At 55.4% G+C, this 20,518-nt stretch carries 18 protein-coding genes and 3 tRNA genes; 7 read left to right on the top strand and 14 right to left on the bottom strand.

Going from position 1 to position 20,518, the window contains the following annotated elements; all coding sequences use genetic code 11:
* Positions 1-41: 41 nt before the first annotated feature.
* The 9 genes from HYT31_04730 to HYT31_04690 all read right to left on the bottom strand — a co-directional run bounded on the left by HYT31_04730 (position 42) and on the right by HYT31_04690 (position 6,578).
* On the bottom strand, positions 42-1,274 hold the full coding sequence (locus HYT31_04730; protein ID MBI2051072.1) for a YibE/F family protein: 1,233 nt from the start codon (positions 1,272-1,274) through the stop codon (positions 42-44).
* Between the two features lie 19 nt (positions 1,275-1,293).
* On the bottom strand, positions 1,294-2,046 hold the full coding sequence (locus HYT31_04725; protein ID MBI2051071.1) for a ZIP family metal transporter: 753 nt from the start codon (positions 2,044-2,046) through the stop codon (positions 1,294-1,296).
* Positions 2,047-2,056: 10 nt separating this feature from the next.
* Positions 2,057-2,791 (bottom strand): hypothetical protein, encoded by a 735-nt coding sequence (locus tag HYT31_04720; protein ID MBI2051070.1) that lies wholly within the window; start codon positions 2,789-2,791, stop codon positions 2,057-2,059.
* A 129-nt stretch (positions 2,792-2,920) separates the two neighbouring features.
* The gene (locus HYT31_04715) at positions 2,921-3,121 is read right to left on the bottom strand and encodes a hypothetical protein (protein MBI2051069.1); all 201 of its coding nucleotides are present in this window, start codon (positions 3,119-3,121) and stop codon (positions 2,921-2,923) included.
* Positions 3,122-3,285: 164 nt separating this feature from the next.
* The gene (locus HYT31_04710; GenBank protein MBI2051068.1) at positions 3,286-4,062 is read right to left on the bottom strand and encodes a hypothetical protein; all 777 of its coding nucleotides are present in this window, start codon (positions 4,060-4,062) and stop codon (positions 3,286-3,288) included.
* A gap of 69 nt (positions 4,063-4,131) precedes the next feature.
* Entirely contained in the window at positions 4,132-4,407 is a 276-nt protein-coding gene (locus HYT31_04705; GenBank protein MBI2051067.1) for a type II toxin-antitoxin system mRNA interferase toxin, RelE/StbE family, read from the bottom strand.
* A complete protein-coding gene (locus tag HYT31_04700; GenBank protein MBI2051066.1) occupies positions 4,379-4,645 on the bottom strand; it encodes a hypothetical protein in 267 nt (88 codons plus the stop codon). Before HYT31_04700 ends, HYT31_04705 begins: the two co-directional genes overlap by 29 nt.
* A gap of 46 nt (positions 4,646-4,691) precedes the next feature.
* Positions 4,692-4,765, bottom strand: a tRNA-Gly gene (locus HYT31_04695).
* Positions 4,766-4,931: 166 nt separating this feature from the next.
* Positions 4,932-6,578, bottom strand: coding sequence for a DUF2723 domain-containing protein (locus HYT31_04690; protein ID MBI2051065.1), 1,647 nt, complete (start codon positions 6,576-6,578; stop codon positions 4,932-4,934).
* Positions 6,579-6,609: 31 nt separating this feature from the next.
* On the opposite strand from HYT31_04690, the gene HYT31_04685 reads away from it, so the two are divergent.
* Positions 6,610-7,401 (top strand): YmdB family metallophosphoesterase, encoded by a 792-nt coding sequence (locus tag HYT31_04685; GenBank protein MBI2051064.1) that lies wholly within the window; start codon positions 6,610-6,612, stop codon positions 7,399-7,401.
* Positions 7,402-7,452: 51 nt separating this feature from the next.
* Positions 7,453-7,818, top strand: coding sequence for an HU family DNA-binding protein (locus tag HYT31_04680; protein MBI2051063.1), 366 nt, complete (start codon positions 7,453-7,455; stop codon positions 7,816-7,818).
* Between the two features lie 41 nt (positions 7,819-7,859).
* Here HYT31_04680 and HYT31_04675 read toward each other — a convergent pair.
* The 5 genes from HYT31_04675 to HYT31_04655 all read right to left on the bottom strand — a co-directional run bounded on the left by HYT31_04675 (position 7,860) and on the right by HYT31_04655 (position 11,386).
* Positions 7,860-7,934: transfer RNA gene (locus HYT31_04675), tRNA-Lys, on the bottom strand.
* A gap of 1 nt (position 7,935) precedes the next feature.
* Positions 7,936-8,012, bottom strand: a tRNA-Arg gene (locus HYT31_04670).
* 72 nt (positions 8,013-8,084) lie between these two features.
* Positions 8,085-9,038 carry a cyclic nucleotide-binding domain-containing protein gene (locus HYT31_04665; GenBank protein MBI2051062.1) on the bottom strand — a complete coding sequence of 318 codons (954 nt, stop codon included), beginning with the start codon at positions 9,036-9,038 and terminating at the stop codon, positions 8,085-8,087.
* Positions 9,038-10,111 carry a type IV pilus twitching motility protein PilT gene (locus HYT31_04660; GenBank protein ID MBI2051061.1) on the bottom strand — a complete coding sequence of 358 codons (1,074 nt, stop codon included), beginning with the start codon at positions 10,109-10,111 and terminating at the stop codon, positions 9,038-9,040. Before HYT31_04660 ends, HYT31_04665 begins: the two co-directional genes overlap by 1 nt.
* 21 nt (positions 10,112-10,132) lie before the next feature.
* Positions 10,133-11,386, bottom strand: a complete 1,254-nt coding sequence (locus tag HYT31_04655; GenBank protein ID MBI2051060.1) for a D-alanyl-D-alanine carboxypeptidase — start codon at positions 11,384-11,386, stop codon at positions 10,133-10,135.
* Positions 11,387-11,446: 60 nt separating this feature from the next.
* Between HYT31_04655 and HYT31_04650 the strand changes: the two genes are divergently transcribed.
* The 5 genes from HYT31_04650 to recA all read left to right on the top strand — a co-directional run bounded on the left by HYT31_04650 (position 11,447) and on the right by recA (position 20,442).
* The gene (locus tag HYT31_04650) at positions 11,447-13,240 is read left to right on the top strand and encodes an arginine--tRNA ligase (GenBank protein MBI2051059.1); all 1,794 of its coding nucleotides are present in this window, start codon (positions 11,447-11,449) and stop codon (positions 13,238-13,240) included.
* Between the two features lie 11 nt (positions 13,241-13,251).
* Positions 13,252-16,233 (top strand): lamin tail domain-containing protein, encoded by a 2,982-nt coding sequence (locus tag HYT31_04645; protein MBI2051058.1) that lies wholly within the window; start codon positions 13,252-13,254, stop codon positions 16,231-16,233.
* 129 nt (positions 16,234-16,362) lie between these two features.
* A complete protein-coding gene (locus HYT31_04640; GenBank protein ID MBI2051057.1) occupies positions 16,363-18,684 on the top strand; it encodes a DUF87 domain-containing protein in 2,322 nt (773 codons plus the stop codon).
* A 4-nt stretch (positions 18,685-18,688) separates the two neighbouring features.
* Positions 18,689-19,387 (top strand): helix-turn-helix domain-containing protein, encoded by a 699-nt coding sequence (locus HYT31_04635; protein ID MBI2051056.1) that lies wholly within the window; start codon positions 18,689-18,691, stop codon positions 19,385-19,387.
* Positions 19,388-19,428: 41 nt separating this feature from the next.
* Positions 19,429-20,442, top strand: coding sequence for a recombinase RecA (gene recA / locus HYT31_04630; protein MBI2051055.1), 1,014 nt, complete (start codon positions 19,429-19,431; stop codon positions 20,440-20,442).
* The last annotated feature ends 76 nt before the right edge of the window (positions 20,443-20,518 follow it).

The raw sequence follows: 20,518 nt of genomic DNA, 5'->3' as shown, positions 1-20,518 counted from the left end.
CAACGCCAGCCACCTGCTCGTTGCCCCCGCGGATGTACCCCTCAATGAAGAGCGCGAAAATCGGGGCGAGCATGGCCGTGCCGCCAACGATCAAAATGTCCGACACAATGATGAGCCGGATGAGGGGGTTGATCTCCTTGAGCAGGTAGTACTTGATTCCGATGGATCGCGTGTTCATGGGTTCGCTCTACACTACTTTTAAGATGCTCGGCCGCGGCAGAACGCGGCAACCGCGAGTACTGTGGCAATGGGCACGGAGAGCACGAGCGCGATTGAGCCGGCGAGCGTGCGCATTGGTCGTAAATCACGAAGAGCACCAGGAGCGGGAGCGAGACGCCCGCGTACGCGAGGAACAGGGTATTGATGATGGCGTTGATATGGTCCGTGCCCACCCGCATGGCTGTCTTAAACACAGCCGCGCGCCGCATGTCCGGCTTTGCTTTGACGAGTTCCTTGACGAGCGAGACCTGGCTCACCACCGTGTCATCCAGAACACCCAGGGCTCCAATGACCATGCCCGCAAGCAAAAGCCCGCGCAGGTTGAACGCGTACTCCCCGACGCTCATGAGGTACATTGCCTCTTCGGTCGCAACGCCGGAGAGTTTGGCAAGAGCGGTAAACCACTCCGAGAGGCCGATGACCGCGAGCAGCGCGATCAAAATAGCTCCGAACGCGACCCAGCTTTTTTTGCTGATGCCCTCGGTGACGAAGATGGCGAGAAAGAGGATGCTGATTGATCCGAAGATGCTTACCGCAAGCGGGCTTTGGCCCGCAATAATCTGGGGAATAATAAGTTTGATGATAATGGCGAACGTGGCTGCGAGCACCACGAGCGCGCGCAGGCCCTTCCATCGCGCGACAACCAGCACTGCTCCCGCAAAGAGCGCGGCCATCCACCACAAGGACTTGGTGCGCACGTGGTCCATCACAAAGAACCGATCTTCCTGGTTCGGCCGTATGCTCTGGTTGACGTACACGGTTTCTCCAACGTCGTGCGTCTTGCTCTCGGAGATAATCACGTCCGAGATGCCTTCAGTCTCGTACTCCGCATCTTTCCACTCGCCCTCAAGGCCTCTCACGCGGAGGTTCTGCTGCATTGCGTTCGTGCCCGTGTACTCATCGGTGATTGTCTGTTCGTCAAGAATTTCAATCACCCGGGCTTTGAAGATTTTGTCTTCGTATCCGGGTACGGTTTCCTGCGCGGCCGCAGCATCAGCCGCGAGCGTGGCTGCCGCGAGTATGGACAAGGTGAGCAGTGCTATATTTTTGCGCATGCATTCAGTATACACCTTTTTACTCGTTCCCCGCCACTTGGCCGATGGCATACAAGATCAGAATTCCCAAACCAACCCACACCAGCTGCATCCAGACTTTACGGGGGTTCTGCTCGTGGTGCAGTTCAGGAACCAGATCTGCCATGGCAAGGTACAGGAAGTTTCCGGTTGCAACCGCAAGGAGTATGGGCACCAGGCTCTCAACGGAGTCGGAAAAGACGAACACCAGGATTGCGCCGAGCACGCTCGTCAGGCCGAAGAGCAGATTGTAGAGCACTGCTTTGAGCCGCGACATTCCGGCATACACCAGAATGGAGAAGTCGGCAACTTCCTGCGGAATTTCATGCAAGGCAACCGCGATCGTGGCGCTGATGCCGAGCCGTACATCCACCAGGAACGCGCTCGCGATAATAGTGCCGTCAACAAAATTGTGCAGTCCGTCGCCGATGAGGTTGTTTATGATGAGGTGGGTCTTGCGGTGCCCTTTTTCCTCGTCATCGCACATGCAGTGGTGGTAGTGGATTGCTTTTTCTATGGCAAAGAACCCCACGATTGCCGCAAGAATAATCAGAGATGCGGTGTGCGGCTCATCAAACGATTCCATGGCTTCGGGCAGGAGGTCAAAAAACACGGCTCCGAGCAGGGTTCCGATGGCAAGCCCGATGAGCCTCTTGATCCATGTTTTTGCGTGCGCCTCCTTTGCGAGGAGCAGGATGCCGGTGAGCGAGATGAGGCTTACGGCGAGTGTTGCGATGATTGCGTAGGCGAGCATAAGACTGCGATTATTTTTTCCCCTCAATAATTTCAACCACATCCCGCGCCGAGTGTTCGCCGATAGCGCCCGTAAACAGCGTAAGATTGTCTAGTTGTTTCAGCAGGGCCACCACCACCAGGATGGATACGATGAACGCGGCCTTTACGGCGGAGCCGAGCACAATCGCCGCTGACGGGATCGCGGAAACCGTGAGCACGAGAATTGCGGTAAGGATGCAGATGAGCATCCATTGGAATCCCGGAATCCTTTCTTCGCGCAGGGTAACCAGATTTTTTCTCGTTTTTTGCTGTTCCTGCAGGCCTACTATAATCCGGGATGCGGCCATGCTTGCCATGCTGCCGCCCGTGTTTTTGTCGGTGGTTTTTTCAAGCAGAGCATGCAGGTCGGTGATGGTGGTTGTTTTATGGGTGAATGAGTAGTCCCAGCCGTTTTTGGTTATTTTTTTGTAGTACTCTTTGATGATGCCTCCGGACGCGTGTTGCGCGTCTTTTCCCAGATGCTGGAACAAGCGGTAGATGCCGGACATGTTGCCGTCAAAATCAGCGGTCAGCCTGCGTATCTCACCATACCGGCTGGCTTGGCGTGAAATAAAAAATCCGGTAAAGAGCGCGAATAGGAATGTTGAGAGGGTCAGGAACGTCTTATCAATGTCCGTGCTTTCTCCCAGCAGCTTGTAGTAGTACGCAACGCCGAAGAGCGGGAAGAGCAGGATAAATATGGCTGACAGCATTTTTTGTTTCATAGGAGTTTGTGATTATGCATGTATGGTAGCATACCTTAAACATGTCCATCAATAAAACCTCGCCAACCCGTATGAAAATTTAGACAAATAAAAAAGAGCAGTTTTAAGACTTGCTCGGGTCTGTTGAATTTATCGCTCGACGAGGTTCCCCTCGGCGTCGATGTGGAGCTTTATGAGGGCTTTCTCGATCTGTGTGATCTCGAACTCGATACCCTCCTCGTAGCTTGCGTGCTTTCCGGAGCGAACTTCCTCCAGCAGGTCTTCGTAACAACTTTGCACGAAGACAAGGGCGCCCTTCACGGCTTTCTCACTGAATCCACTTGGCGGCATAACAATCTCCTTTGTTTGCGGTTTGTACTGCTCACTATGATTTTTTCACGATTAGCCAATTCGCGTAATAAAAAAAGAAAAAACGCCATGAAGGCGCCAAATAAGTCAGTAAATACAAGGAAATTTAAGGTATAAAAGTTGTAAGTTTCTTTACAACATTTTTATTATTTGAAGGGTTTTGCGACTTCCCAAAGAGTATTAAACATTATGCGATAGGATTGTGCCAACATATGGCTTTCAATCCAAATAGCAATTTCGTCGTGAAAAGAGACAATAAGAACAGTATTATTGAAAACATCAATATTTACTTTAAGAGGAAAATCCTGAAGCCACCGAGTTTCTCGTTTGTATCGTTTGTCATCCTCGGCGGTCTTGCGAGCAATATCAGAATTGTGGACTAGCATCCGACTTCTTGAGTCATGTTTTATAAATTTTTTATTCCACTTATCCCAGTATGATTCAGTGAAAAATTCAAAAATATTGTCAATTGAACCGGCAAGAGATAAAACTTCTGTATTTTTAGAAGCCGCCAATTCTTCTTCATACGTTTCTTTAATTTTTGGCAAACCCTGAAAATATTTCACAACAACTTTATTTTTCTTTGGTTCTGAAAAAGCCTCAAATTCAGGCAAGATTACCGACAACTTTGTTAAAATTTTTTCGGTCTCATCAATTTTTTTCTTTCCAACTTTTACTAATTTCGCTGGATTTGCGGGGATATATTTTCTTCCTTGCTTCCGCGTCAGCTCGTAAATTCCAAGATCAACTAATTTTTCTGCTTCTGAGTAAATTTGTTGTCTATTTATCTTGGTGATTTTAGATAATTCCAAAACAGATAATATTCCGTGTTTTAGCGAGGTTAAATACAAAATCGCCTGGATTTTACTAAGTCCAAGCTCTGTCAAAATTTCTAACTGTTTTTCATTAAAAGATGTTTTCATTTTGGCGCGCCGTCACCGAAATGGTCGGCAAATTTAAAAAAAGTTTTATTGTGGAGCGGGTGCGTTTAATTAATACACCTCATCGTGCGTGCCGGCCTTGATGTACAACACACTTCCGTTGTCGTTGAATAAAAATTTAACCCGATAACTATGATCTATGGAGTATGCCCAGGCCTCGCGGTTTTTGCCGTGCAATTTATGCGTTTCAAGACGGGTGTCAAAAGCGTTATTCTTAAAAATCAACTCCCGCGCCTCCAGCTTTGTCTGAATATGGCGGGGGAGTTTTTTGGCTGATCGTAAAAATTGCGGACTGTATTTAATCCTTGATACCTCCTTGTGCATCATAGACTGACATTGCTTCACGTATTGAAGAAGCCTCTATTGTCTTGCCTTCCCGGTCTTCCTTGAGGGCCTGTTCCACCTCGCGGTCCAATTCTTCCGCAGCGGCTCCGGTAAGATGGTAGGTGGGGATTGCCGCGCTCTTCAGCGCCTCGTACTCGTCCAAACCCAACACTACAAATCCTTTTTCACGGATTTTTTTTGGCACCGCCACTGTTGGGGATGTTTGCACTGCAGTTTGCATAACGCGGTAAATGTATCACAGATCAGTGATGAAATCAATGGAATCCTGGAGCGGGTAGGGGGAATCGAACCCCCGGCAACAGCTTGGAAAGCTGTGGTATTGCCACTATACGATACCCGCTCGTCTCGTCGTAGTCGGATTGCGGGTTGCGCGTGCGAGCTTGCGCTCGCCCGCTCCACCCTTCATCCGCCTACTCCTCTCGGTTTCTCGCTTAACCCTCGCTACGCTCGGGCCCAAGCGAGAAACCGCAAAGACAAAACCATTTTAGTATCATCTTACCATCCCGTCAATTGTCAAAATAGTAGCTGCGCATGGCTAAGGTTTGGTAGTAGTAATCGCTGAACTGGTCCGGATCATATTCAATGGCCTGCACCAAGAAGCGCTGGCCGCTCGGGAGGTTGTTTCGGGAGTACGTATACGCGGCGAGGTCATAGTAGTACTTGGCCACAAGGGAGCGGTGGTAGAGGCTGTCATTCACGCTCGGCAAGTACAAGTTGTCTGCGGCATAGTTTTCCGGGGCCGTGGCAGGGATGCCGTCCCGTGGTTGCGGAAACGTGGCGCTGACGTCTTCTGGGGCGTAGCGCTCATCAAGGTACTGCTTGAGTATTGGCTCATAGTTTTGTTTCCGATTTTCACCAAGCGGAAAATCGTCCGGCGGAGGGAATACCGGCGTCAGAGAATAAATGGCAACATCATCCCGCACTCCGGCCACATACTGCTGGTACGCCAGGCCAAACACCAGCGTGTCATTTAGAATGTGGTCATGGTGGCTGTACAGCGTCCCGTCTGCGGGGAGTGATTCAAGCAGTCCCCGCGTGTAATTTTCCATGAGCACGTAGTCCGAACGGTCATTTTTTAGGAACCGATTGCCGAGGTCAATTGCGGGCCACGCCATAATCGCAAGCAGAGTAGTGTAGAAGATGATGAGCCTATACGTGCTCTGTGCTAATTGTTGCAGGAGCCATCCAATAGGCAGGAGCGACATAAGGAGAAAGGGGACATAGAGCGTCTGGTAGAACTGGCTCTCAAACTCGGCGTAGGGCCTGCCGTTTGTCAAAACAATCACCAATCCAATGGAGAGCAGGGCGAGTACCGCGAGGAGCCAGAAGCGCGCCGGATGCCGGTAGCGCACCATCACTCCGATCCCGGCAACAAATGCGGCAATGCCGAGCATCCCGAAACTTATGTTCATCTGGTGCGCAACGTCAGCGAGGTACGAGAGCGTGTGTTCGTTCAGGCGCCAGCCGTAGGCGATATTGTAAGTGAGGATTTTTTCCGCGTTGCCGCCGAACCAGGAGAATGCGGGGTCCATCTGGTTCCGGATGGGAATGTAGAGATAAGGGACAAGCCCGAGAAGCCATGCGCTGAATGCTTTGAGGTAGAGTACTATGCTTTTGGTCAAAGGACGCTCCTTGAGGAGCCAGATGATAATGAGCGGCGAGAGAACAAGCGGCAAAAAGTGGTTGGTGAGGCTTAATCCGTACACAAAGAAAAACAGGCACAGCCGTTTGTTGGTCTTACGTTTAACGTAGCAGAGCCCTGACCAGAGCAACAAGACGAAAAAAAACGTGTTCAATGAATACACTTCCGCATAGGTTGCCTGTTGCCAGACCATTGGGCTTGTGGCGAAGAGGAGCGCAAGCGAAGAGGCGATGAGGCGGCTCGCAAACAGCCCTGCCAGGGCATAGTACAAGAGCACCGCGGCCGCGATGGTCCAGATGGCGGACACGAAATTGACGCGTTCAACAACCGTAGGCAAAAACGGAACCAGTGAGGCGAGTTTTGCGGTCAGAAGATAGGTCGGATACCCGGACGGGTGCGGGATGGAGAGCGTGTGGCTCGCCGCCACAAACTCTCCGCTGTCCTCTAGAGCGCCAGCAGGAATGCGGCGAGTGCGAGCGCGGGCGCGTGTTTCATAGGGTGAGTCTAGCATAATTGCGGCTCATCTGGTATACTCCATGCGCATGAAAATACTGTTTTTAGGCGACATAGACGGCAAGCCCGGCCGCAGGGCCGTGGCCCGAGTATTGCCCGCGTGGAAAGTAGCGCATGATTTTGATTTGGTGATAGCAAACGGCGAGAACATGGCGCACGGCAAAGGCTTTAGCATGTCCGGATTTGAGGAGATGCAAAAGGCCGGGGTTGATTTTTTTACGAGCGGCAACCACTGGCCCGACCAAGACGATGGAATGATTCTGTTCTCCGGCAAAACACACCCCGTCATCCGTCCCGCCAATTGGCTCGGCCGCACCCCGGGCCAGGGGTGGCGCACCATTGAGGTTGGAACCACCAAAGTCGCAATCATAAACCTCATCGGGCAGGTGTTCGTGCGCACGCAGAGCAATTCTCCGTTTGAGGCGCTGGACAGGATTCTTGGCGAGATCGGATCCAAGGTAAAGGTCGTGGTCGTTGACTTTCACGCCGAGGCAACGAGCGAAAAGCAGGCATTCGGCTGGCACGCGGATGGCAGGGTCTCCGCGGTCATTGGCACGCACTCGCACGTGCCGACCGCAGACGCGCGGCTCCTTTTGCAGGGCACTGCATACGTCACGGACGCAGGCATGTGCGGCATGCGGGATTCGGTAATCGGCGATTCTCGGGAGAGCCGCGTGCGGCAGTTTCTGGACCAGATGCCCGCCAAGCACGAGATAGACGAGCACGGCGTTGGGCAAGTGAATGCCGTGGTGCTTGAGGTGGACGCAAAGACCGGCACAGCCTCCTCCATCGTCCGTTTGGACGCGGAGGTTGAGGTCTAGGCCGCCCGTGTTGCCAGGCGCGGCCGGTTGGTATACAATGGAGTTAGAATTATGGCTAACCCAAACAAAATCAACAAAGATCAGCTGCTGGAGAAAATCGCGTCCCGCGCCAATGTTTCGCGGAAAGAGGCCGAAGACGTGATGGATGCTTTTGTGCATGTGGTCATAGACGCCATGCGCGCGGGCAAGGAAGCCGTGCTTACGGGCTTTGGTTCGTTTATTTCGCGCACGCGCGGGAGCCGCATGGGCGTGAACCCGCAGAAGCCGAGCGAGCGCATTAAAATTCCTACGGTCATTGTCCCTAAGTTCAAGGCAGGCAAGACGCTGAAAGACGCGCTCAAAGGGGCGCCCCGCGCGAGCTCGCCGCTTGTTGCTGCGCCATCCTCACAGCCGCAGAACCCGCCCGCGGCCCAATAATTTGAAATCAAAAAACACCCGCCGGTAAGGCGGGTGTTTTTTGGTGCCCCCACTAGGACTCGAACCTAGGACTTCCGGTTAAGAGCCGGCTACTTTACCAACTAAGTTATGGGGGCGTGGTGCACCCTGAGGGATTCGAACCCCCGACCTACTGGTCCGAAGCCAGTCGCTCTAATCCGCTGAGCTAAGGGTGCGTGCCGGGGGAGAGGGGTACGCGCATCAAAAGTACATCATACCGTATCATACCATAATAGAAAAATCAACCGCTACATGCCCACGTACTCGCGCTTGAGCTCTTCCTGCGCCCGCTTCTCCTGCCGGGTGCGCGCTTCTTCCAGCGCAAACGCGATCTGGCCCGCAATGATGGCGAGCATCAAGCGGTTCTGGTTGGAAAATTCGCCGCGGGCCTTATCCGCGAGCACGAGCAGGCCGATGTTTTCGCCCTCAATGCTGATGGAGCGGCCGAGCAGGTTCTTTTTTGCGTAAAAGACTTTTTTCTGTTTTTCGTATCGGCCCGAGGGGACCGCCAGTTCCCCGTCCTCGGTGTGCAGTTTGTGCAGGTACGCGTCGCTGTCAATGGGCAGGGTCATGGGCAAATGCTTTGGGGTGACGTTGATGCCGGCAACGATGTCCACAAGCTCCCGGTCCTCGCGCTTGTACAGCCCGAGGAATGCGGTGTGGCTGGGAATGGCGCGTATGGTTATGGCAAGTATTTCGCTCGCCAGCAGCTTGATGTTATTGAGATGCTTGGGGTCGGTAATTAAATCACTGATGGCCGAGATGATGGCAATGCGCGTGGTGTCTTCGGTGAGGCGCTCCGAGAGCACGGATGCGATTTTTTGGACAATGCCAAGCGCGGCTTTCGGGTGTTCTTGTTCAAGCGCCAAAAAGTTTTTTCTACTCAAAGAAAGGATTTCCGTGTTGTCGGTTTCGGCCCGCGCCTCGCTCTGGTGGGTCTGGCTTGCCTTGAGGAGCCCGGCCTCCCCGAAAAAGTACCCCTCGCCTAATCGCGCCAGGGTTACTATGCCTCCATCCAGCTGGTGGGTGACCACCACGCTGCCCGAAGCCACCACATACAGGCGCTCGCTCAGTTCTCCGGCGCGGTACATGCTTTGGCCCAGGGAGTACTCTCGGCGCTCACACAGCGCCTGCACGGCCGCGAGTTCCTCGGGGGAGACGCCAGCAAACAGGGGGATGGATTGTAGGGCGGCGGTTTCCATTACGTAGAAAGAGTCCGCGGGTCAAGCATGTTGCTCGTTGCAGTTTCTTTGGAGATAGCTCCTGCCTTATAGAGCCGTTTGATGTCCTGGTCCATGGTGACCATGCCGAGCTCCGCGGAGGTTTGGATGACAGTTTTGATCTGCGCGATTTTGTTCTCGCGGATCAGGTTTGCAACGGCCGAATTATTAATGAGAATTTCGCGGGACGCGGTGCGGCCGCCGCCTTGCTTGGCGAGGAGCCGCTGGGAGATGACCCCGCGCAAAGACATGGAGAGCTGCACCCGGATCTGGTCCTGCTGGTACGGCGGGAACACGTCTATGATGCGGTCCACGGTCTGGGCCGCGTTGATGGTGTGCAGGGTGGCGAGCACCAAATGCCCGGTTTCCGCCAATGTCATGGTGGCGGCAATGGTTTCCAAATCCCGCATCTCGCCCACCATGATAACGTCCGGGTCCTGGCGCAGGGTGTGCTTGAGGCCCGAGGCGAACGTGAGCACATCGCTGCCGAGCTCGCGTTGCTTGATGATGGAGTCGGTCGGCTCAAAAATGAACTCAATGGGGTCCTCCAAGGTCACGATATGCGCGTTGCGCTCCGCATTGATCAAGTTGATCATTGCCGCCAAAGTGGTTGACTTGCCGCAGCCGGTCGGCCCGGTCACGAGGATCAATCCGTCATTCAATCGTGCGAGCTGGTAGGCTGCCTTGGGCATGGTAATCTCCTCCATGGTAGGAATCCTGCGCGTGACCACGCGCGCAACAAGCCCGAGGTTCCCCTTTTCCCAATGCATGTTCACGCGGAAGCGCGCCAGGCCCTCTATCTCATACGACATGTCCAAATCGCGCTGGGTCAGGAGTTTTTGTTTTTGCGGCTCGCTCACAATGGCGAACAGGAGCGCCTGCATGCGTTCTTGGGCGAGCGTTGGCTGCCCTCCTATGGTTTTGAGCGCGCCGTCCACGCGGATGATGGGCGGGCGACCCACCACCAAATGCAAATCAGAAGCTTTTTGCTCCACCGCTGTTTTGAACAGCGCATCCAACGAGCTGGTTGTTTGTATTTTTATATCTGTCGGCATACCCCCTTTTTTGTCAGTATATCACAAGTTGCCGAGCGCGGCATCCAAGAGTAATCGCATGTCGTCCCACTGGCCGCCCGGCGATGCTCCGCCCAGGGTGATGGCAATCACCTCGCGCCCGGCCTTGTTCCTCGCTTTCATGATCACGTTGCGCCCGGCTTCCACGGTGTAGCCGGTTTTGGAGCCGATGACCACGTATGGAACGTCAATGGCTTTATTGGTGTTTTCCAGCACGTGCCGCTTGCCGGAGTTTACTGCTGCGATGGTGAGCGCTTTAGGGGTGGTTGCCTTGAGGAACAGTATGTCCGAGAAAACGTGCCGCGAGAGCGCGTAGAGGTCCTGCGCCGTAGAGACGTTTTCAGCAGAGAGCCCGGTTGGCTCCGAAAACGACGTATCCTGCATGTCCAAGGCTTTGGCTTTCTCGTTCATGCCTGCCACGAATTCGCCGCTTGAAAGCCCGGTTGAGCGCGCGAGCGCCCGCGCCGCGTTGTTTGCGCTTTTAAGGAGCGTGGCATAGAACAAATCGCGCGCCGTAAACACGTCTCCGGCCCGAGCGTAAATTTTTGCGGGGATGGTGTCGTCCGAAGCAACCATTGCCACGCGGGAGTCCCAGCCCGGATTGTGTTCCAAAAATTCAGTCGCAGTCATGAGCTTGGTGAGGCTCGCGATGGGCCGCTTTACGCCACTTGCGCGCTCCAGGAGCACTTCTCCGGTTTTGGCGTCCGCCACCAGTATGCTTGGCGCTCCCAGCTTTTCCTTGAGGTACTCGCCCTGGTCCAGGTGGTCCGCGAACACCGCAATAAATCCGCTTGCCCAGTCCGTGGATGCGGCCACGGTGCGCATCAACGGGTCAATCGTGCCGGCGAGGTGCCGCCACTTTCCAAGCTCCTGGTTGTAGAGGTAGATTTCTTTGAACCGCGCCTCGGTTTCCGGGTAGGAGAACTCAAGCGTAATGCCGGCAGAGAGCTTGTTTCCGCTTGCCGGAAGGAGCGCGTAGTGGTAGACCCGCGAGACGAGGGATTTATCAAGCGGCAGGGCGGGGTAGTACTCCGGTGCGATGAGCTCCGCGAACGCGCCGTGCGTGATGGTGTCGGGCGCAACTGCGGCGCGGGCATCGCCCGCAGGCGTTTGCATGGCGAAGCCCTGCGCGAGCGCCTGCTTTGGCACGTACTGTGAGAGAATGGTTTCGGATTGCGCGCGCGCAGCAAGCGGCAGGCACGCCGCAAGAAGCGCCGCTCCCAGGATTGTTGCATAGGTTGTGTTGGGTTTGGCCATATCCGCGTACCAGTATACCATACTCTCGCGTTTTTTCCGATTTTGTGGTAGTTTTTCGGTATGATTACAGGCGCCATTACTCAAGAAATTCGGAGAGCGTTCAAGGCTGTTTTCATCTGGGAGCCGGATGAGATTATTTTGGCGAACCCAGATCCAGGGTTCGGGGATTTTAGCGTTGCGTGCCATGGGTATGCAAAGGAACTGAAGAAATCTCCGCAGGATGTTGCGGCCCAGCTCGCGGCCGCAATCAAACACCAGGCAATCACCAAGGCGGAAGCAGTGGCCGGATATTTGAACATCACGGTTGCGGGCAAGGTGCTCGCGCAGGAGGCAGTGTCAGAGGTTATCAAACAAGACAAGCGCTACGGCGAATCACGCGGGAGCGCGCACAAGCTGCTGCTTGAGTATTCATCCCCCAACACCAATAAGCCTCTGCACTTGGGGCACGTGCGAAACAACGTGCTTGGCATGTCATTTGCGCGTCTTTTGGCATCCCAGGGCGTGAATGTCACCAAGGTCCAGATCATCAACGACCGCGGCATCCACATCATCAAATCCATGCTCGCATACCAGAAGTGGGGCGCGGGCGCAACTCCGGAAGAGGCGGGCGAGAAGGGCGACCACTTTGTGGGGAAATTTTACGTGATGTTTGAGCAGGAGTTTGAGCGAGAGTGGCAGGCATTTTTGAAAAACAATCCCGAAGTTCCCGGGCTTTCCAAAGAAGACGCGGCCAAGCGGCGGCAGGAATTTTTTGGCGAGTCGGAAATCGGCCAACAAGCGCAGGAGATGCTGCGCACGTGGGAGGCGGCCGATCGCGAGGTCATGGCCCTGTGGAAGCAGATGAACGAGTGGGTGTATGCGGGGTTCGGGGAAACGTACCAAGCGCTCGGCAGCGCGTTTGATAAAAACTACTTTGAGAGCGACACGTATCTTTTGGGGAAAAAGATTATTGACGAAGGATTAAAGCGCGGCGTGTTTTTTGAGGAGAACCGGGCCATCTGGATTGATTTGGCCGATGCCGGGCTTGATAGGAAGCTGGTCAGGCGTTCTGATGGCACGAGCGTGTACGTGACCCAGGACTTGGGCCTTGCGGTTTCCCGCCAGAAAGAGTTCGGGTTTGAGCGTCTGGTGTACGTGGTCGGCCATGAGCAGGAGTACCACTTTAAGGTGCTGTTCGCGATTTTAAAAAAACTCGGGTATGAGTGGGCGAAGAACCTCCATCACCTCTCGTACGGCTTGGTGTTCCTGCCCGAAGGCAAAATGAAGTCACGGGAGGGCAAGGTGGTTGATGCGGATGATATCATTGCCGAAGTGAAAGCGCTCGCGGCCGAGGAAGTCAAAAAGCGGTTCCCGGATATTACGGATGCGGAACTTGCGGACCGCGCGGATGCCATCGGCATGGGCGCTTTGAAATTCTTTTTGCTGCGCGTGACCCCAACGCAGCCCATCCGCTACAATCCCCGCGAAGCCATCAGCTTTGAGGGCTCAACCGGCCCGTACGTGCAGTACGCGCACGCGCGCATCTCAAGCATTCTTGCCGAGGAAACCGCGCTTTCGCCGGAAGACGTTGATTTCGGCTTGCTCAAGGCTTCGGAGGAGAAGATTTTGGCGCTCAAGCTGCTGCATTTTCCGGACGTGCTTAAGGACGCCGCAACCCAGTACAACCCGAGCCTTTTGTGCACGTACTTGATTGAACTCAGCCACAGCTTTAATACATTCTACCACAGCCACCGCGTGCTTAAGGCCGAATCCGAAGAACTCAAGCATGCGCGGCTCGCGCTTATCCAGGCGGTGCAGATTGTGCTCGTGAACGGATTGGCGATGCTCGGCATCAAAGCGCCGGAGAAGATGTAGCTATCGGGCGTATGGCGGCAAAGAAAACGCGACAATTCAAAGCCCGCGCCGCAGTGAGGACCGGGCTTTTTGTTGCGGGCCGAATGCTTGCGACCGCACTCTTGTGCGTGGTGCTCGCGTGGTCTGTTTCCGGCGCATTTGCCCAGGGTTTACATGATGAGGAAACGCCGGATAGGCGCATATATGCGCGCGTGATTGATTGGGCGCAGGAGAAGAGCATCGCAATCGCGGGCTGGATCAAAGACGGGTTTTCGCGATTTGCCTTGCTCTTTGGGCGTGACAGGCCGCAGCTCGCAGCCGCAAACACTCCCGCAGCCAGCCCCCAGGTGCTTGGCGAGAGCGCGTTTTCGGAGGATATTCCGCTTGCCGAATCTCCTCCTGGTGAAGTTATACCTGAATCCGCGCCAGATGAACCAGTTGTTGAACCTGTTGCAGAAGAACCGAGCGCGCCCGCGCCAATTGTCCAAGAAGAGAGTCCGGAGCAAACAGCTGAGGTCGCACCTGTTGCTGCGCCCGATGTTGAAGAAGAAACCATAGAAGCTGCGCCTGGGGCTCAACCCGAAAGTATTCAGCCCGCAGAAGAGAAAAAAAAATCCTCTGATGTTATTATTGTGCACGGCATAGACGGCACGCCCCCGCAGTCAAGCGCAACGGCGCTCGCCGCAACCACTACAAGCGCGTCTTTTGACATTGCTTGGACCGGACAAGACAATCTTCGCGGGGACATTACATTGCGCTATGACGTGCAGTACCAGGTTGATTCCGGCGACTGGACTGCCTGGCTTACGGAAACCGTGCTGCTGTCATCTCTATTTACGGGTGAGGATGAGAACACATACGGCTTCCGCACCCGTTCGCGCGACCCCGAGGGGAACTGGGAGGAGTATCCCAGTGAGGCGGATACAAGCACCTACCTCAACCTTTCCGTGCCGAGCGATCCAGCAGTAACGTCCCACGCAACATCAACGGTTGAGACTGTCACAGGAGATGACGACGAAGACGCGGGAGTTGCTGATGTGCAGGTGACTTTGTCCGGAACCGGGGATGCGAACGACACACTGGTCATCACGCTCGCTGAAACTTCAACAACCGCAACCACAACCATAAGTAGCGCAGGCGCATGGTCCCAGCAGTTTACGCTTGCCGAGGATGACAACACGTTCAGCCTGCGGGCGAGCGAAGCGGACGGCGACTCATCCAATACGGTCAGTTTCAGCTTGGCCTTGGAGCTTGTGCCCACGCTTGACGTGGTCATCAACGAGATTGCGTGGATGGGAACTGCGGCTGATTTCAACGACGAGTGGCTGGAGCTCTATAACGCAAGCTCTACTGCTATCAGCTTGGCTGGTTGGACGCTTTCCGCGAAAGACGGAACTCCAGACATCACATTATCCGGCACTATTGCGGCCAAAAGTTACTTTGTGCTGGAGCGCACCGCAAGTACCACCATATCAGACGTTTCAGAAGATTTAATCTACACTGGCGCGCTTGGCAATACTGGCGAGCTTCTTTCATTGCGCAATGCATCAAGCACACTCATTGATAGGGTCGGTTCTTCCACTGCGGACTGGTTTGCCGGAGACAACGATACTACTCCCAAGAAGACTATGGAGCGGATTAACCCGACATCAAGCGGAACTGAATCGTCAAATTGGGCAACGAACGACGGTACCCTAGTCAACGGCCTTGATGCGGACGGCAATAGCCTCACCGCAACACCGGGAGGCCTGAACAGCGTAAATACCACCATACCCCGCACTATCACAAACCTTACGTTCCAGTACATTTATACGTCCGACTCATCCGTGCGCCTGTACTGGACCGCGCCCAAAACCGCGAACTTGGCAACCACCACCGCCGCAACTTATGACGTGCGCTATAGAAGCGCGGGTCCAATCACGTCCGCAAGCTGGGGAGCGGCAACCCAGGCCGCAGGGGAGCCCACCCCATCATCCACCCAAGGAACGGTGCAGACATTTGACGTAACCGGGCTCACGGCAAGCACCACGTATTATTTTGCGGTTAAGACCAATAACGGAGTGGAAGATTCCGGAATCTCCAACTCTCCGGACACGCACACCTGGCAGGCCAATGGCGCAAGCTATACCTCGCTTGCCACGACGTACTCAAACACTACCACCATTGCCTCTTCCACAGGCCCGTACCTGGTGACCAATAACATCACCATCAATGCCGGAGTCACGGTTACGGTTGAGCCGGGTACGGTGATTAAGATGAACACGGACGGAACTTCAACCGGCTGCGACCTCTCTGCGCTTGCGTGCAAGATTACTGTCAACGGCACGTTGGTACTGGGTTCAGCGTCAGACAGCATCAACGGCGTGGTCATCACCTCGCGGGATGATAACACGTACGGAGGCACGGTCGCGACGAGCGACAACACGCCTGCGGCAGGCGATTGGGGCAGGATTGTGGCAACCGCCGCCACCTCCAACCTTGATTTTAATAACGCCATCATTAGGTATGGAGGTTTAACCGCTAATATGATTCAAGTCTCGGGCGGAGCCCACGCGACCACTACTACCTCTATTATTGGGCATAGCAACAGCCATGGTATTATTGTTGGAGGTAGCACGTCAAACCTGGTTGTTTCCAACAGCATTATACATGACAATAATGACGTGGGCATCGGCGTCACCAGCTCGGCTCCCGCAAACATCCAGGGGTCCACGTTTACGGGCAACACCAGGGGCATCAGCGTTGATACGCCTGCTGATGAGGCCAACATCACCATTACCGGAAACAACTTCTACTCAAACAACGGCACTTCAGGCTCCGTCAAAGCAGGTTTGCAGTATGCCGACACCGGAACACTCACTGCCACCAACAACTGGTGGGGTTCTTCGTCCGGGCCTACGACCATTGATAATGACGGCGATAGCACGCGCGATGCCGCGTACACCGCGACTGGCACCATCACTTATACCCAGTACTCAAGCACGCAGTTTGATGTCCTGCCGAGCAACCTCTAAGCTTCTGCTTTTTACGTTTAGATTCTATCGCGAAGTTTATGCCGAGTACTCTCGGCCTCCAGAATGACGCTCATACGCGTAAGTCCTGCTAAAATAGCGCGTATACGCGATTTTTGATATAATCTAACCATGCCATTTTCCAGCAAATCAAAACAAAGAGCCTACCAGCGCGAGTACCAGCGCAGGCGCAGAAAAGAAAAAAGCTCTGCATATGGCTACGATGAGGAGGCGCCTATTTCTCCGGCCATAAAAATGGCCATTATTATCATCATCCTCTTAGTGGCGGCAACCCTGTCCGTGCTTTCGTTTTTTGACCTTGCGGGTCCGTTCGGGGTGCAGGGGAGGGCAGCGCTCTCGCGGCTTTTCGGCTGGGGCGCGTACGCGTTTCCGGTTGTATTGGCGGTTATTTCGCTTCTGCTCTTGAAGGAAATCCAGTACCAGCTTAATAAGTGGCAGATCGTGGGAGTGATCCTCTTCTTCGGCGCGCTGCTCGGGGTGCTGCACCATGCGGCCGGATTTTCGGATGTGCGTGCCGCCGCGGGAGCGGGTGAGGGAGGTGGGTATGTGGGATTCGCATTGCTGTATCCTTTCAGTGAGATTGCGGGGTATTGGGGGGCCTGGGTGTTTTTGGTCGGCATTGGCGCCATTGGCATCCTGCTCTCGCTTTCCAGTTTCTTGTTCGGCGCGGGTGAGCCTGTTGATGAGGAAGGCGGGGAAGAAGAGGAAGTTCCGGGCGAACTTGACGCCGCTCCATCGCAAGGACTCGTGGGGCGCCTGCTTGAGCGCATGCGCGTGTGGAAGTACCGCAGGGAGTACGGTAGCGATGGCGTTCCGCAGGAAGAGCCTGAAAGGCTGGGCGGGGAGCCAGCCGGGGCCCCTCCGGCGCTGCGCGAGGATGCCGAACAGCAGGAAATGTTCCCGGGCGAGGAAGTAGGCGCTTCCGAAGAGCAGGCCGTAGTCACCAAGCGCGCGCGCAAGCGCGTGGTTATTCCCATTGATTTGCTTGAGCCAAGCACCGAGAAGCCGAGCGCCACGGACATAGACTCAACGCGCGACAAAATCCAGAAGACCCTGGCAACGTTCGGCATTATCGTGGAGATGGATGACGTGAATGTGGGCCCGACCGTGACGCAGTACACCCTGCGGCCTCCGGTCGGCGTGAAGCTTTCGCGCCTGACGGGCCTTGCCAACGAGCTCTCGCTCGCCTTGGCCGCGCACCCGTTGCGCATGGAAGCCCCCATCCCGGGCAAGTCCCTGGTGGGGCTTGAGATTCCGAACGCAGCAGCCGCTAAGGTCAAGCTCAAGGACATTATGCTCTCGGACGCGTTCAAGAAGCGCGCCTCAAACCTCACCATCAGCCTGGGCAAGGACGTGTCCGGCAAGGCGCACGTCGGGGACCTCGGCCGCATGCCGCACCTGCTCATTGCGGGCTCAACTGGATCCGGCAAGAGCGTTGCCATCAACACCATCATTATAAGCCTGGTGTACCAGAACTCGCCGGATGACCTGAAGCTCGTCTTGGTTGACCCCAAGAAAGTTGAGCTCGGAGCATACAACGACATTCCGTACCTCCTGACGCCGGTCATCACGGACGTAAAAAAGACCGTGAATGCGCTCAAGTGGGTGGTTTCCGAAATGGAGCGCAGGTACGTGCTGCTCTCAAACCGCGGCAAGCGCAACATAGACGCGTACAACGCGGCCAACAAGAGCGAAACCATCCCGCACATCGTGTTTATTATAGACGAACTGGCCGATTTGATGGCGGTCGCGGCCAATGAGGTTGAGGCGGCCATCGTGCGCTTGGCGCAGATGGCGCGCGCTGTGGGGATCCATTTAGTGCTCGCTACCCAGCGGCCGAGCGTAAACGTCATCACAGGCCTCATCAAGGCCAACATCCCCTCCCGGATCGCGTTTGCCGTGCCCTCGCAGATTGATTCGCGCACTATATTGGACACCGCGGGCGCGGAAAAGCTTTTGGGCCGTGGCGACATGCTCTTCACGGCCTCGGACGCGAACAAGCCGCGCCGCTTGCAGGGCGCGTTCCTTGAGGACGCGGAAATTGAGCGCGTGGTGAATTTCCTGAAAGAAGAAGAGGGCGCGGTTGAGTACCGCGACGAGATCGTTGAAAAACAGCGGGGCACTACCCTGCTTGGCGGGGAGTACGAGAGCGCGGGAAGCTCTGAAGATGATTTGTACGATGAAGCGCGCGATCAGGTGGTGGCTGCCGGAAAGGCGTCCGCTTCGCTCCTGCAGCGCCGGTTGCGCATTGGTTATGCCCGCGCCGCGCGCTTGCTGGATATTTTGGAAGGGGAGGGAGTCATCGGCCCCGCAGACGGCGCCCGGCCGCGCGAGATTCTCAAAGGCTTCGGGGAGCAGGATTCCGGGTTTACCGAAGGGGAAGTGCCGGATGGCTCCGTGGACGCCGCTGAAGATGAAACAATAATCAGGTAGTGCCATGGCTTCATTCGTGTCAAAACCAATACTCACGAGCCAGACCATCGGAGAGCAGCTCTGCAAAGCGCGCGAAGGCGCGGGGCTTTCGCTTGCCGACCTCTCGCGCACTCTGCGCATCAAAGCCGCGTACCTTGAGGCCATTGAGCTCGGTTCCTACTCGGAACTGCCCGGCGAGATTTACGCGCTTGAGTTTACCAGGCGCTACGCAGCAGCGTTGCGCATGGATCCGGGCCGGGCCGTGGAACGGCACCGGCTGGAGCGCGCAGCGGCTATACCCCCCAAGCAGGCCTGGCACGCGTTCCACCGGCAGCCTCTAATGCGCTTTAAGGCGCAGCGGCTGTTCCGCGCCGGCGCCGCTTGCGTGGGCGCTGGTGCTATCGTGTATGCCTTTGTGTTCGGAAGGGCGTTTTTCGGGCCGCCCGAGCTTGAGATCGCAACGCCTGGGAAGTATCAAGAAATCGGGGATTTCAGGGTCGTGGTGCAGGGCCAGGCCCGCGGCGCGCAACAAGTGCTTTTGAACGGAGAGCTGGTCCAAGTGCAGCGGGACGGCTCCTTCACCCAAGCCTTGACCCTGCCGCGCGGCTACCATGTACTGCGCATCACTGCTCTGGGCCGCGGGGGCCGCGCGGCCACGGAATTCCGGGTAGTACGGGTGCGCGCTGATGCCCCGGACAACTTGGTTTTGCATAACAATAATTGATGCTATAATTCATTTCCATTAACTCCATTAATGAAACGCGTATGCCAACCAAAGAAGACCACGAAGGCAAGAGCCTGGTGATTGAGGAGGCTGTAAAACAAATAAAAGACCGGTTCGGCGAGGGCATTATCATGCGCTTCGGGGAGGCAACGCACATGGACGTGGACGCAGTTTCAACCGGGTGCCTTTCCTTGGACATGGCTTTGGGCGTGGGCGGCGTGCCGCGCGGCAGGGTCATAGAAATCTTCGGGCCCGAGGCAAGCGGCAAGACCACGCTTGCCCAGCACATTGTGGCGGAAGTGCAGAAGCTCGGGGGCACGGCCGCGTTCGTTGACGCGGAGCACGCGCTTGACCCGGACTATGCGCGCAAGATCGGCGTGAAGGTTGATGACCTGCTCATTTCACAGCCAGACTCCGGGGAGCAGGCTTTGGATATTGTGGAGACGCTCGTGCGATCAAACGCCATTGACATCATCGTGGTGGACAGCGTTGCCGCGCTGACTCCGAAAGCGGAAATTGAAGGGGAGATGGGAGACCACCACATGGGCTTGCAGGCGCGCCTCATGTCCCAGGCATTGCGCAAGCTTACGGCAATCGTGTCCAAGAGCCACACGTGCGTCATTTTCATCAACCAGATCAGGCACAAGATCGGCATCATGTTCGGCAATCCGGAGGTGACTCCCGGCGGCAACGCGCTCAAGTTCTACGCGTCCGTGCGCATTGAGGTGCGCCGAGCCGCGCAGATCAAGCAGGGGGACAAGATTATCGGCAACCGCGTTAAAGCAAAGGTGGTCAAGAACAAAGTGGCAGCCCCGTTCCAGACCACGGAGTTTGACATCATGTACAACCAGGGAATTTCCAAAGAAGGGGATCTTTTGGATGTGGGCGTGGAACGCGGGGTGATTGCGAAGAACGGAAATTCCTACTCCTACGAGGAAGAGAAGCTGGGCGTTGGCCGCGAGAATGCCAAGCAGTTCTTGCGCGGAAATCCCAAACTGTACGAGAAGATCAGGAAGCAGGTGTGGGACGCGTTCGTGAAGGAAAAAGAGGTGTAAAAATCAAACACACCCGCCGAATTGGCGGGTGTGTTTTAACCACCCCCTAACCCCCTCCTTAGTAAGGAGGGGGAAG

The sequence above is a fragment of the Parcubacteria group bacterium genome, assembly GCA_016181765.1.
Taxonomy (GTDB): Bacteria; Patescibacteriota; Patescibacteriia; order UBA2169; family UBA2169; genus CG10-46-32.
Note: the sequence above shows the minus strand (reverse complement) of the source record. Positions and strands in the feature narration are given on the sequence as shown.